General features: G+C 62.1%; 12 protein-coding genes. All 12 read right to left on the bottom strand.

The window, feature by feature from the left end; genetic code table 11:
• Window positions 1–642: 642 nt before the first annotated feature.
• Window positions 643–2889 carry a polyribonucleotide nucleotidyltransferase gene (locus I2H19_RS05245; protein WP_195621761.1) on the bottom strand — a complete coding sequence of 749 codons (2247 nt, stop codon included), beginning with the start codon at window positions 2887–2889 and terminating at the stop codon, window positions 643–645.
• Between the two features lie 151 nt (window positions 2890–3040).
• Window positions 3041–3319: a 30S ribosomal protein S15 gene (rpsO, locus tag I2H19_RS05240; protein WP_035138510.1), complete on the bottom strand. Its 279-nt coding sequence runs from the start codon at window positions 3317–3319 to the stop codon at window positions 3041–3043.
• 138 nt (window positions 3320–3457) lie between these two features.
• Window positions 3458–4207 (bottom strand): DNA repair protein RecO, encoded by a 750-nt coding sequence (recO, locus tag I2H19_RS05235; protein WP_195621760.1) that lies wholly within the window; start codon window positions 4205–4207, stop codon window positions 3458–3460.
• Between the two features lie 15 nt (window positions 4208–4222).
• Window positions 4223–5290: a GTPase Era gene (era, locus tag I2H19_RS05230; protein WP_195621759.1), complete on the bottom strand. Its 1068-nt coding sequence runs from the start codon at window positions 5288–5290 to the stop codon at window positions 4223–4225.
• A gap of 12 nt (window positions 5291–5302) precedes the next feature.
• Window positions 5303–5680, bottom strand: a complete 378-nt coding sequence (locus I2H19_RS05225) for a diacylglycerol kinase family protein (RefSeq protein ID WP_117770332.1) — start codon at window positions 5678–5680, stop codon at window positions 5303–5305.
• A 9-nt stretch (window positions 5681–5689) separates the two neighbouring features.
• Complete coding sequence (gene ybeY, locus I2H19_RS05220) at window positions 5690–6199, bottom strand: rRNA maturation RNase YbeY (protein WP_195621758.1); 510 nt, start codon at window positions 6197–6199, stop codon at window positions 5690–5692.
• Window positions 6196–7182, bottom strand: a complete 987-nt coding sequence (locus I2H19_RS05215) for a PhoH family protein (RefSeq protein WP_195621749.1) — start codon at window positions 7180–7182, stop codon at window positions 6196–6198. The genes ybeY and I2H19_RS05215 overlap by 4 nt, the downstream gene beginning before the upstream one ends.
• Window positions 7163–8455 (bottom strand): MiaB/RimO family radical SAM methylthiotransferase, encoded by a 1293-nt coding sequence (locus tag I2H19_RS05210; RefSeq protein WP_195621747.1) that lies wholly within the window; start codon window positions 8453–8455, stop codon window positions 7163–7165. The genes I2H19_RS05215 and I2H19_RS05210 overlap by 20 nt, the downstream gene beginning before the upstream one ends.
• Window positions 8456–8464: 9 nt before the next feature.
• Window positions 8465–9613, bottom strand: a complete 1149-nt coding sequence (gene dnaJ / locus I2H19_RS05205; RefSeq protein WP_195239269.1) for a molecular chaperone DnaJ — start codon at window positions 9611–9613, stop codon at window positions 8465–8467.
• 81 nt (window positions 9614–9694) lie between these two features.
• Complete coding sequence (locus I2H19_RS05200) at window positions 9695–10798, bottom strand: DnaJ domain-containing protein (protein ID WP_195239268.1); 1104 nt, start codon at window positions 10796–10798, stop codon at window positions 9695–9697.
• Window positions 10799–10856: 58 nt separating this feature from the next.
• A complete protein-coding gene (gene hemW / locus I2H19_RS05195) occupies window positions 10857–12089 on the bottom strand; it encodes a radical SAM family heme chaperone HemW (protein WP_195621744.1) in 1233 nt (410 codons plus the stop codon).
• Window positions 12090–12091: 2 nt separating this feature from the next.
• The gene (gene dusB, locus I2H19_RS05190; protein WP_195621741.1) at window positions 12092–13135 is read right to left on the bottom strand and encodes a tRNA dihydrouridine synthase DusB; all 1044 of its coding nucleotides are present in this window, start codon (window positions 13133–13135) and stop codon (window positions 12092–12094) included.

Here is a 13135-nt window from a genome sequence, read left to right as displayed (position 1 = left end):
CCAGCATCCTCTGGACCGTGTCCCGCTCGTGCCTCGTGAGCCTGCCGTAGGCCCTCGGGACCGCCCTCGCGGCGCCCTTCCCGCTCTTTCCGCTCTTTCCGGACATGACGTCCTCCGATCTCCCGGGGCCGGCCGATCCGGCCCTCAGGGTATCGGGTTCCCACATTCATCCGCACATGTACGGATGAATATGGGAGGTGTTCGGATGAAGTTGATATTCAAGGAGTCCTGCGCAAGACGGAAAGCACATTAAGTGCTTTCCTTTGCGTGCGGAACTCGCGATAAACTTAGCCCGTGCCGGGCCCGCTGAGACCAGACCGGCCAAAATGGGACAGGTTTATTTTGGTTGGTTTTATCTGAGGATATGCCGGGTGTGCAGCTATCGACAATTCAGAAAAAAGGAAAGCTGAATTGACCATCTGACAAAATCGAAACCCGCACCAACCAGCCCTTTTGCTATTCCCGGCGGGGGCCGCGGGTAAAGTTTATCGCGAGTTCCGCACGAACAGGAGGCCACTTAATGTGGCCTCCGTCGTGAGCAGGACTGTAGAGCAGGAAACTTTATCCGCGGCCCCCGCCGGGAATAGCAAAAGGGCGACCCCTGTACGGAATCGCCCTTGTTGAGCTGCTTATGTCTAGCTGTTACTCGGCGTCGTGGTGACGGCGGGGCTTGCGGCCTCCGTTGTCGCCGGGACGACGCGGACGGTCGCCGCGCTCGGAGCGCTCGCGACGCGGACGCTCACGACGCTGGAAGTGCTCGCCGTCGCCCTCGGAAGCACCCTCGGCGCGAGCCGGGGCCTCGGGCTTGTCAAGACGATCGAGCGAGATCTTGCCGCGATCGTCAACCTCGATGACGACGACCTTGACCTCGTCGCCCACGTTGAGGACGTCCTCGACCTTCTCCACGCGGCCCTTGGCGACGCGAGAGATGTGCAGCAGGCCGTCCTTACCGGGCAGCAGGTTGACGAAGGCGCCGAAGGGCTGGATGGAGACCACGCGACCGGTGTACTCCTCGCCCGGCTCGGGAACCTTGATAATGAGCTTGATACGCTCGACGGCCTGGTCGACAGACTCGCCGGTGCCGCCGACAAAGACGGTGCCGTCCTCCTGGATGTCGACCGAGGCGCCGGTCTCGTCCTGGATACCGCGGATGACCTTACCGCCGGAACCGATGACGTCGCGGATCTTGTCGGTCGGAACCTGGATGGAAACGATGCGCGGAGCGGTGCTGCGCGTGGTGTGGCGCGGCTCGGGAATCACATCGAGCATCTTCTGCAGGATGAAGGCGCGACCCTCCTTGGCCTGTTGCAGAGCGCGGGCCAGGATGTCGAAAGTGAGGCCGGTGGCCTTGTTGTCCATCTGCAGGGCGGTGATGCCCTCGGTGGTGCCGGTGACCTTAAAGTCCATGTCGCCCAGGAAGTCCTCGAGACCCTGGATGTCGGACAGGACCACGGTCTTGCCCTCCTCCTGGATCAGGCCCATGGCGATACCGGAGACCGGGCGCTTAATGGGCACGCCGCCGTCCATAAGGGCGAGCGTGGAGCCGCAGGTCGAAGCCATCGAAGAGGAGCCGTTGGACTCCATGACCTCGGAGACGACGCGGATGGCGTAGGGGAACTCGTTCTCGTCGGGGAGCACCGGAAGCAGAGCGCGCTCGGCTAGATTGCCGTGGCCGATCTCGCGGCGCTTGGGGCTGCCCATGCGGCCGGTCTCACCGGTGCAGAACGGCGGGAAGTTGTAGTGGTGCATGTAGCGTTTGCCCTCGGTGGGCTCGATGGTATCCAGACGCTGGCCCTCGTTGAGCATGCCGAGCGACAGGACGGAAAGCACCTGGGTCTGGCCGCGCTGGAACAGGCCGGAGCCGTGAACGAGCGGCAGGTAGTTGTCCTTCACCATGATGGGACGGATCTCATCGGCGGCACGACCGTCGACGCGCTCGCCGGTCTCAACGACCATGGTGCGCATGGCCTTCTTCTCGAGCTTCTTGAGCGCCACGGGGATCTCGCGCTCCCAAGCGGCCTGCTCCTCCTCGGTGAACTCGGCGCGGATGGACTCCTTCAGAGCCTCGACCTTACCGATACGGGAGAGCTTGTCGGCGTCGCGAAGGGCGGCTGCCATCTCGTCGTAGTGAGCGAAGATGCGCTCCTGGACCTCCTCGACGGGCTGGTCGAGCGGGTACTCCTTCTTGACGATGGGGCCGTTAACCTGCTCCCACTCGGCGACGAACTCGTCCTGAGCCTGGCAGAAAGCGGCAAGGGCCTCCTGGCCAAACTTCATGGCGGCGAGCATGTCGTCCTCGGAGATCTCCTCGGCGCCGGCCTCGACCATCGAGATGAAGTCGGCGGATCCGCCCAGCTCCAGGTCCAGATCGGAGTTCTCGCGCTCCTCGTAGGTGGGGTTGACGATAAACTCGCCTGTCTCCACGTTACGGCCGATGCGCACGCAGGCAAGCGGGCCCTCGAAGGGCACGCCGCCAAGCGTCATGGCCAGGGATGCACCCATGACGTTGATGACATCGAAGGGGTTGACCTGGTCGGCGACGAGCGAGGTGGCGACGATGTGCACCTCGTTGCGGAAGCCATCCGGGAAGCTCGGGCGAATCGGGCGATCGATCATGCGGGCCGTGAGCGTGGCCTTCTCGCTGGGACGGCCCTCACGCTTGAGGTAGCCACCCGGGATGCGGCCGGCTGCGTACATCTTCTCGTTGAAGTCGACGGTCAGCGGGAAGAAGTCGTAGTTCTTGCGCTCCTTGGAGACGACCACGGTGTCGAGCATCGTGGTGTCGCCCTGCTTGACCAGGCAGGCGCCGGTGGCCTGCTTGGCAAGCTCGCCTGACTCAAAGGTGTAGGTCTTGCCGTACAGCTCAAAGGTCTTGGATACGAGTGTCATTGTTCTCCTTTACCCCACAGGCCCCTTGCCTGCGGGCTTCTCATGTGACGCGGGCCCCCTGCCCCCGCCACGCTTCAGAGCGTGATTGTTCACGCCCTTACACAAAAAGAGCGCCCCGCTGCGCAGGACGCTCTTAGCATGTACAAATCCGTTACTGGATGTTGTCGCGGATGCCCAGAGCCTTGATGAGCTCACGGTACTCGACGATGTCGTTCTTCTTGATGTAGGAGAGAAGACGACGACGACGGCCGACGAGCATGAGCAGGCCACGACGGGTGTGGAAGTCCTTCTGGTGGGACTTCATGTGCTCGGTCAGCTCCTTGATGCGCTCGCTCAGGATGGCGACCTGAACCTTGGGGTTGCCGGTGTCGACCGGGGTGTTACCGAACTGGGCAGTCAGCTCCGCCTTGCGCTCTTTGGAAACAGTCATTGTTTCACCTTTCGTTTTACGTCGCCCGCGGGCGACTCGATTCGCCTCGGACTGGGAAGCCGCCGGTGGAGCGAGCAACCAAGGTCGAGGTACCAACAGGTCGGTATGTTACCACAAGCAGCCTGTGCCTGCGCATCATCACCGACCCAACATGAATTCCATCGCACGGAGCCGCTGATCGGTGTGCGTCGCAGCCCAAACATGCGAAAGCCCGAGCAGGAATGCCGCCGTATGCGGGTCGATTCGCTCGGCCATGAGCGCATCGAAGGTCATGGACATGAGGGCGCGCAGCCATGCGGTCTCACCGGTCGACACCAGTTCGGCACCTGGAACGCTCGACGCGCACGACCCGCACATGAGACCGCCCGCCTGGGCTGAAAAATACGACAGCATGGGGTCTCCGCACAGCACACAGGCCGAAAAATCGGGACGATAGCCAACGTGCGATAGCAGCTTAAAGACATATGCCGCCACAAGTAGGTCCATATGCGCCGTGTCGATCCCGCTGCCCGCCAGGGTAAGCGCTCGCTGCGTAATGGCAAAGGTAAACGGGTCCTCGGCGTCCTCGAACGAGCACACGCGCGCGACCTCGGCGATCGCGCTTGCGGCGCAGGTCGTCTCGTAATCGGGCGCAGCGCCGAGCGGCGCCTCCATAAGCTCGGCCTGGGAAACCACGTCGAGCGACCGTCCATGCGCGAGCAGCATATCAACGGTACAGAACAGCTCGCAGCGCGCAGCCAGGCGCCCGCCGGGTTTGCGGGCGCCCTTTGCCACGGCACGAACCTGCCGACCCTGCTCATCAAGCATCGTCAAGATCAGGTCCGTCTCTTTGAGCTTGGTCTTATCGAGGACGAGCACCTTCGTACGATATGTCCGGGAGCCTGCCATGCGCGCCGCGCGCCCTTAGTCCTCGGCGTTATAGCCAAAGCGGCGAATCTGGGCCTCGTCGTCACGCCAGCCGGCCTTGACCTTCACGTCCAGCTCCAAAAAGACCTGCGTGCCAAAAATGCGCTCAAGATCGCGACGGGCGTCGATACCGATATGCTTGATCATCTCGCCGCCCTTACCGATAATGATGCCCTTTTGGCCCTCGCGCTCGACGTAAATGGTGGCGTGCACGCGCAGTACCTTCTTGGTCTGCTCGAGCGCATCGCAAATCACGCCAACGGAGTGCGGGATCTCATCACGGGTGCGGCGCAAGACCTTCTCGCGCACAAACTCGGCAACGAGCGTCTCATCGGAAGCGTCGGTACCCATGTCCTCGGGGAACCAACGCGGACCCTCAGGCAAAAAGTGCGCAACGGTCTCGATAAATGCATCGACGTTGAAGTTCTTGACCGACGACGTCACGATCTCGTCGTCATATTCCATGAGTTCGTGGGCTGCCTTAAGCTGCTCCATGACCTGTGCGGGGTCGGCCTCATCGGCCTTGGTGAGCACCAGGACCTTCTTGGAACGAGCGCATCTGACGCGCTCGGCAACCCAGGCGTCTCCCCTGCCGATCGGTTTGGTGGCATCAATCAAAAACGCGACAACATCAACATCGTTCAGCTCGAACAACGCGCTCTTGTTGAGCTCGGATCCCAAGCCGTCCTTGGGCTTATGAATACCGGGGGTATCGACAAAGACCAGCTGGTAGCCGGGGCGGTTGACGACGGCGCGCATGCGGCGGCGGGTCGTCTGGGCCACCGGCGAGGTGATGGCGACCTTTTTGCCATAGCAGGCATTAAGCAGCGTAGACTTGCCAGCGTTGGGACGACCGACCAGGGCCACAAAGCCGCTGCGGAAACCGGGCTCAACGTCACCAAAGCCCGCGAGGTTGTCGTCCTCGTCGCACAGGGCGTCGAGTTCCTCGTCGCTCATACCCTCAAACGGGTCGAACTCCTCGACATCCTCGAGCTCCTCGGTATCCACCGCGTCCAGGGACTCGTCATCCAAAATCTCATCGATAGGCTGCATATTGTCGGACATGGGAATCCCTTTCTAAATAAAGCCGAGCGCGTGGGCAAATACCAGCACGCCCACAATCGCGGCGGTGATGGAAAGTATGTATACGGAAGCGGCGGCGATGTCCTTCGCACGCTTGGCCAGCGGATGGAGCTCCTGGGTCGCCAGGTCGACGATGGCCTCCATAGCGGTGTTGCACAGCTCGCCGTGAATCACCAGGCCGCAACAGATGATAATCGTGGCCCACTCGGCAATGTCGAGCCCCACGACGCAGCCGGCAATGACGGTGCACACGCCCGCAACGAGCATGACCTTAATGTTGCGCTCGGTCTTGACGGCGGTGACGAAGCCCTCCATGGCGTAGGAAAACGACTTTAAGAAGGACGGATGGTCCTTGTTCGATCCGGGAATCATAGACGGCTCCTAGTCGTGGGCGTGGTTGGTGACGGGGCCGACGTGGACTAGCTTAGGGTCCTCGCCGCGCTCGAGCGCCAGATCGCGCAGGATGGCGTCCTCGCGGGCCTCCATGACCTCGGCCTCGTCGTCCTCGATGTGGTCATAGCCCAGCAGGTGCAGCATTCCGTGTACGAGCATCAGACGGCACTCGTCAGCGGGGCTATTGCCAAAACCGGGGGCCTGACGGGCAATAACCTGCGGGGCCAAGATAATATCGCCGAGCTCGAGCGTCTCATCGGCGGGAATGTCATCGTCAAAGGCCGAATCGCACTCAAACGAGAGCACATCGGTGGTGCGGTCGATACCGCGCCACTCGTGGTTGAGCTCGTGCATCTCGTCCTCGTCGACATACGAAAGGGAAATCTCGACTCCACGTTCAACGCCCTCGGCGGCAAGCACAACCTCGCAGATGTGCTCCACCTCCTGCGCGTCGAGCAGCGTATCGAGCTCGGCATCGTTGCTGATCAATACACTCAACGGGACTCCTTTCGGTCGCGCGGGCGCTGCTCGCGCACGTCATCATAAGCTTCATATGCCTCGACGATACGACCCACCAGGGCATGGCGCACCACGTCGGCACGCTCGAGGTGAGAAAATGCGACATCGTCGACACGGCCCAAAATCTGCTCAACGTCAGCAAGACCGCCACGACGACCCACCAGGTCGCGCTGGCTCAGGTCGCCGGTAATCACGAACTTGGAGTTAAAACCCAAGCGCGTCAGGAACATCTTCATCTGCTCGGGCGTGGTATTTTGCGCCTCGTCGAGCACCACGAAGGCATCACTCAGCGTGCGGCCGCGCATGTAGGCAAGCGGGGCGATCTCGATCACGCCACGCTCCATAAGCTCATCGGTGCGCTCGCGATCCATCATGTCAAAAAGGGCGTCGTAGAGCGGACGCATGTAGGGATCTATCTTTTCCTCAAGGGTACCGGGCAAAAAGCCCAGATTCTCCCCCGCCTCGACAACCGGACGCGTCAAGATCAAACGGCCCACCTCGTGACGCTTGAGCGCGGCAACGGCGAGCGCCATGGCCAGATAGGTCTTACCGGTACCGGCAGGACCCAAGCCAAAGGTGATGGTATGCGAGCGAATGGCATCCACGTAGCGCTTTTGCCCGAGCGTCTTGGGACGAATGACGCGGCCGCGATACGAAAGCAGCACGTCATCGCGAAGCGACGTAGCCTCGTGCTCACCGTCGCGCAAGACGGCCAGGCAGCGAGAGACATCGTCGGCAGACAGCGTGCGCCCGGCGGCCGCCTCGCGAAAAGCGTGCTCGAAAAAGCGCGCCACGAGTTCGACCTCGTCCGGGTCGCCGCTCACGGCGATGCTATCGCCACGGGCGACCACGTGAGCGCGAACCAAGCTCTCGAGCACGCGAAGGACGCCGTCGCCGGCGCCCAAAACGCACGAGGGATCGATTCCCTCGGGAACGGTAAGTCTAATCTTCGAGGCTTCCATGAACCTCCCTGTGTGCATGGACCAAGCCGGAATCATCGACTCCGATGATAGCAACATCGAGCAGGCACGGGGCTGTAAGTCCACAGGTATCGTCAAGACGGGCATGATGGAACGAGCCGAGCGTCAGGTTGTCACCATACTCGAGCACGGCACGCTCGACCGTGCCCACGCGACGACGAGCGTCGGCAATAGCGAGCTCCTGTGCGGCGGCCCGCATACGGCGGCTGCGCTCGGCCATAACCTCGGGTGGCACCTGGTCGGGCATGTCGGCAGCAAGGGTACCGGGACGCTTGCTGTAGCGGAACACGTGCATACGCGAGAAACCCACACGGCGGCACAGCGCCAGCGACTCCTCGAACTCCTCGTCCGTCTCACCAGGAAAACCGACGATGACATCGCACGAAAGGGACGCCTGGGGCAAGTTGGCGCGAATCATACGCACCGTGTCCTCAAAGGCTTCGGCGCTATAGGGACGGCCCATGCGATGCAGGGTCGCCGTGCAGCCGGACTGCACGGGCAGGTGCAAAAACGGGGCGATACGCTGCGGGTAGCGCGCCATAACCTTAAGCAGGCGCTCGGAGATATCCATGGGCTCGACCGAGGAAATGCGCACATGCGGAATAGACGTGCGCTCCATGATGGCCTCGAGCAGCTCATCGATTTCGACGTGCTCGTCGGTCGCGCTCTTGCCATCGTAGGCACCCAGGTTCACACCGGTCAGCACCACCTCAGGCACGCCGGCCTCCTGGGCCTCGCGAACTTGCTCGAGCACGGACTCGACGGGCACGGAGCGCTCGGGGCCGCGCGCCTTCCACACAATGCAATAGGTGCAGCGATGGTTGCAGCCATCCTGAATCTTCACGCCCAGGCGAGAGCGACCGAGCGCATCGACCACCTCGCCATCGCTGCAGGCGGGAACGCTATCGGACTCAACACCCAGCACCTCGCATACACGTTCGGCGACATCTATCTTGGACGGCTCGGCAATCACGCGATCCGAAAGCTCCGACAGCTCCTCGGGATGCAAATTGACCACGCATCCGGTCACGACCACATAGGGCTCGTTTGGATGGGCCAGCGCATGACGGACGGCCTTACGGGTCTTGGCCTCGGCCTCGCCCGTAACGGCACAAGTGTTAATGACGATCAGATCGGCATCCTGGGGCTCCACAATAGCAAAGCCCAAGCGCATAAGATCGGCAGTGATACGGTCAGACTCAACCCGGTTGACACGGCAGCCGAGGTTGACGACGGAAATATGGGGTGCGAGCACGCGGGCTCCTTAATCGAGGATATCGTCGAGGGCACTCTTGATACGGTCGGTCACCGACTTCTTACCGGAAGTGACGTCATCGCCCATCTCATCGGCAAAAGCACGGAGCAGCTCGCGCTGCTTATTGGAGAGATTGATGGGAACAACCACGCGCAGTTGCACGATCAGGCGGCCACGCGAACCGCCACCGCCAATGCGCGGCATTCCGTAATTATTGACGCTCACGGTGTCGCCGTACTGGGCGCCGGCGGGAACCGTCACCCTAACGACCTCGTCGGGCATAATGCCCTCGACCTCGATCTCGCAGCCGAGCGCAGCCTGCGCAATCGAGATATCGCTCACCAGGTACAGGTCGTCACCGTTGCGCTTAAAGCGCTCATGGTCGGCAACGCGCACGTTGACAATCAGGTCGCCCGAGGGCTCGCCGCGAAGGCCGGCCTCGCCAAAGCCGCTCACGCGCAGCTGGCGACCGGTCGAAACGCCGGCGGGAATATCGATGTCGATCTTTTCATGCGAAGGCGTGCGGCCCTGACCGTCGCAGGTCTCGCAGGGATGGTCGATGACCGTGCCCTCGCCATGGCAGTCGGGGCAAGGCGAAGAGGACTGAACCTGGCCCAAAAACGATCGCTGAACCGTCGTGACATAGCCCGTGCCGTGGCAGCGGCCGCACTGCTTTTCCTGTGCGCCCTCTGCCCTACCGGTGCCGTTGCAGTCCTCGCAAGGAGCAAGGCGGTCATAGCTGATCGTCTTTTTGCAGCCGAGCGCCGCCTCCTCGAGCGTCACCGAAAGCGAGATGGCCATATCACGTCCGCGACGACGCTCACGACGGCTGCGGGCGCCACCGCCGGCACCGCCGCCAAAGAACGATGAGAACAAGTCGTCCATGCCCATGCCACCAAAGATATCGTTGATATCGACGTAGCCCGAACCACCAGGGCCGTCGGCAGTGCCGTAACGGTCGTAGTTAGCACGCTTCTGCTCATCGGAAAGAACGGAATAGGCCTCGTTGAGCTCCTTGAACTTGGCCTCGGCCTCGGGGTCGTCCGAAACATCCGGATGTACGGTACGGGCCTTCTTTAGAAACGCACGCTTAATCGTCCGCGCGTCGGCATCCCTGTCGACGCCAAGCACCTCGTAGTAATCCCTATTTTCCGACACAACCGAATCCTTCCGACTTTCATTATTGTCACAGTGCGTCCTATACCCAAGCAGGGCCGACCGCAAACAGAGGGTTTGATGTTATTGCATTTGGTACGGCGAAAGCATGGCCCGTTGCGAGCAGCTCGCGAACCAAACCGACACGAGCGCGAACATGAAGCCGTTGGCAAAACCGTTGGCAAACTGCATCGCGCCGCGCTTCCACCACAGCAGGCTGCGATGAAGCACGCCGTCCGAAAGCACCATGAACAGGCCCATGGCAAACGGAATAAAGCACATCACGGCAAAGGCCGAGAACACGCCCGAGATGGCCGAGAGTACCAAAAACGGCGCCACGATGCCCATCAGGTAAAAACCGGTACGAGCTTTGCCTTCCAAGCGCTCGGCCTCAACATGGGCGCGGCCGACCAGATCGCCGCCCGCGGCACCGTTGGTGCCAGCATGACCCATGCCGCCAATGCGGACCTCGTCGCCATCGTGCGTGCCGGCAGGAAACTCAATCGTCTGCTCGGAGGTTACGCGAGTACGACCGCTGCCGCCGCAATCAGGGCAGGGGTCGGCCACGACCTTACCGGAACCGCCGCACTCGGGGCAGACCGACTGGAACGTGCCCGCACCAAACAGGAAGGACAGGTCGACGTCGATGTGGCCGCGGCCACCGCAGCTCGGGCAGGTATGGGCATGCTCAGACGAAACGGAGCCCGAACCGCCGCAGTTGTTACAGGTATCGAAGCGCGTGTAGCGGACGGTCTTGCGGGCACCGCCCTTGGCCTCCTTGGCGTCGAGTTTGATATCGACGACCACATTGGCGCCGTTCTCGGGATTGTAGGCAGCCTGCCCGCGACGCGGCTGGCCCCAGGCGCCACCAAAGGGAAAACCGCCCTCAAAGGGATTGCCATAGCCCGCGCTGCCGGCGTAGCCGCCGCCATAGGGCGAAGCCGTAGGAGCGCCGGCGAAGGGGTTGCCCGAACGCATGGCGTCGTAGCGCGAACGCTTCTGCTCGTCCGAAAGCACGGCGTAGGCCTCGGAAACCTCTTTAAACTTTTCCTCGGCATCCGGCTCTTTGTTGACGTCCGGATGGAGCTTGCGGGCCTTTTGCTGAAAGGCCTTTTGAATATCACGTGAGGTGGCGTCCTTGGAGACACCCAGAATCTCGTAGTAATCTTTTTCGTTCATCGTCGCCATGCGCGGCAACCTCCTGCTCACAGCAGCGTATATATTTCGGTAATTCTACCCGAGCGACCTAAGCTAGATCCCAAAACAGCTCGAACAGAACATTTCCATCGAGCCAGCCCAGGTGTGTCGGCGCTAAACGAGCTCGAACATGGCCCGCGATGACATCTGCCGAAGTGAAGGGTCCCTCATGGACTCCGAGCGTCTCGGGCACCCAAGTGGCAAGACCCAATTCGAGCGCGCGATCGCAGGCAGCTGCCAGCTCATCGGCCGGGACGGCACGAGCCGCGCGAACCAAAAGGTCGGACGCGACACCGCGCGTCATGCGACAAGCAAGCATCAGGTCTTCGGCCGCGGCCTCGCGCTGCGAGAGATATTCGGCCTCGAACGCCGTCGCGTCATCGTCACGTTGCACCAGACGCACGCGGTACGAATCGCCTCGAGAAGACACGCCGGGGAACAAACCTGCAAGACGATCGAAATCCTCGGCATCGAGCATGCCCGCGGCAGAGCGACCCAGGCCCAAATAGCCCTGGCCGGTCCAGTAGGCAATGTTATGGGCGCACTCATGTCCGTCGAGCGCATAGCTTGCCACCTCATACGGGTGATAGCCGGCCGCACCCAGACGCTCACGCGCCACATCCATGCACGAAGCTTGAAAATCCTCGTCGGGCTCGACCGACTCGTCGCGGCACGCCATGCGATAAAGGGGAGTCCCCTCCTCAAGCGTGAGCGGGTAGACCGACACATGATGCGGAGCCGCCGCCAGCACGCCATCGAGCGTGCGCCTCCAACTCGCTGCGGTCTGCCCAGGAAGTCCGCACATAAGGTCGCACGACACGTCAAGCCCAGCGTTCTTGACTGTCGCGATGGCGGCAAGCGCCCGATCGGCATCGTGAATACGGCCGATAGCGGTAAGTTCGATGTTATCGAGCGTTTGCACGCCCAGAGAGACGCGTGTGACACCAACCTTGGCAAGCGCAGCGGCAAGCTCGGCGGTCAGCGACTCGGGATTGGCCTCGCAGGTAAACTCAACGGGGGCGCACCACGCACGAATACGCCGCGCCAGCTCCACCAGGCGCTTCCCCGCCAGCGACGGCGTACCACCGCCAACATAGACGGTGCGGATCTGTTCAAGGGCCCCAGCCTTGCCAAAAGCATCGAGGCGCGCGAACAACTGCTCAAAATAGACATCGAGCGCAGCGCTCAGGTCGCACGGAGCAAAACTGCGCGAGTCAAAGTCGCAGTACCGGCACTTTTGGGCGCAAAACGGCACGTGCACGTACAGCGCGGTAACGGCCACCCTTAAGCCTCCAGCGGATGTGGAGGCACCGATTCGCCGGCGGCAAGGGCAGCCTCGCAGGCCACCACATCGCGCTCGATCTCATCAACCAGCGCCATAAACTCCTCGTAAGTGGAACAGCGCACCACATGGGCACGCCAAGCGGCGGCATGAGGCATGCCTTTTAAGTACCAGCTTGCGTACGTGCGGGCACGCGACATGAGCGGCAGGAGCTCATGCGTCAGCGTTAGGTGCTCACGCAGGGCGTCCAGGCGCTCGACGGAGCTGCGTGCCGGCACCGGTATGCCATCGAGCGCAAGGGCGCGAGCATCACCAAAAACCCAGGGGTTTCCGTAGATGCCGCGTGCGATAAACACCGCGCTGGCACCCGAGCTGCGCAGATGCTCTGCGGCATCCTCGGCGCAGAACACATCGCCCGAACCGATAACGGGAATCTCGACGGCGTCAGCCACCTCATCGACGACAGACCAATCGGCCTGGCCCGTATAGAGCTGCGTGGCACAACGACCGTGCACGGCAACTGCAGAGGCGCCCGCCCCTTCAAGCATCTGGGCAAACGTTGCGGCGTTGCGGTCCTCGGCATAAAAACCCTTGCGGATCTTCACGGTCACGGGAACATGCGCCGCGCCCACCGCTGCCTCGACAATCTTCTCGGCCAGGTCGGGCGTGCGCATAAGCGCCGAGCCTTCGCCCTTGGTAACGACCTTGCGAGCCGGACAGGCCATGTTGATATCGATCAATGACAGGCGATCGCCCACACGCTCCTCGACGGCGGCGACGGCATTCGCAAACTGCTCGGGCTTGGAGCCAAAGAGCTGCACGCAAATCTGCTGCTCCTCGTCGGCCGGTAGCACCAGGCGCCAGGTCTTGTTGCTGGCATAGGCAAGGCCCGCCACGCTCACCATCTCGCTGTAGGCAAGGTTGGCACCGCGGCGGCGGCACATGATGCGGTAGGCAGGGTCGGTCACGCCCGCCATGGGAGCCATAAGGAACGGCTGCTCGGCATAGGCGGCCAGCAGCCGCTTGCTGTATTCGGAAAGCGCCAT

The sequence above is a fragment of the Collinsella aerofaciens genome, assembly GCF_015560135.1.
GTDB classification, from domain to species: Bacteria; Actinomycetota; Coriobacteriia; order Coriobacteriales; family Coriobacteriaceae; genus Collinsella; species Collinsella aerofaciens_AN.
Note: the sequence above shows the minus strand (reverse complement) of the source record. Positions and strands in the feature narration are given on the sequence as shown.

Bases quoted from the DNA above. Each gene is read 5' to 3' on its own strand.
- I2H19_RS05245 (WP_195621761.1), bottom strand. From the start codon at position 2,889: ATGACACTCGTATCCAAGACCTTTGAGCTGTACGGCAAGACCTACACC.
- rpsO (WP_035138510.1), bottom strand. From the start codon at position 3,319: ATGACTGTTTCCAAAGAGCGCAAGGCGGAGCTGACTGCCCAGTTCGGT.
- recO (WP_195621760.1), bottom strand. From the start codon at position 4,207: ATGGCAGGCTCCCGGACATATCGTACGAAGGTGCTCGTCCTCGATAAG.
- era (WP_195621759.1), bottom strand. From the start codon at position 5,290: ATGTCCGACAATATGCAGCCTATCGATGAGATTTTGGATGACGAGTCC.
- I2H19_RS05225 (WP_117770332.1), bottom strand. From the start codon at position 5,680: ATGATTCCCGGATCGAACAAGGACCATCCGTCCTTCTTAAAGTCGTTT.
- I2H19_RS05215 (WP_195621749.1), bottom strand. From the start codon at position 7,182: ATGGAAGCCTCGAAGATTAGACTTACCGTTCCCGAGGGAATCGATCCC.
- I2H19_RS05200 (WP_195239268.1), bottom strand. From the start codon at position 10,798: ATGGCGACGATGAACGAAAAAGATTACTACGAGATTCTGGGTGTCTCC.
- dusB (WP_195621741.1), bottom strand. From the start codon at position 13,135: ATGGCGCTTTCCGAATACAGCAAGCGGCTGCTGGCCGCCTATGCCGAG.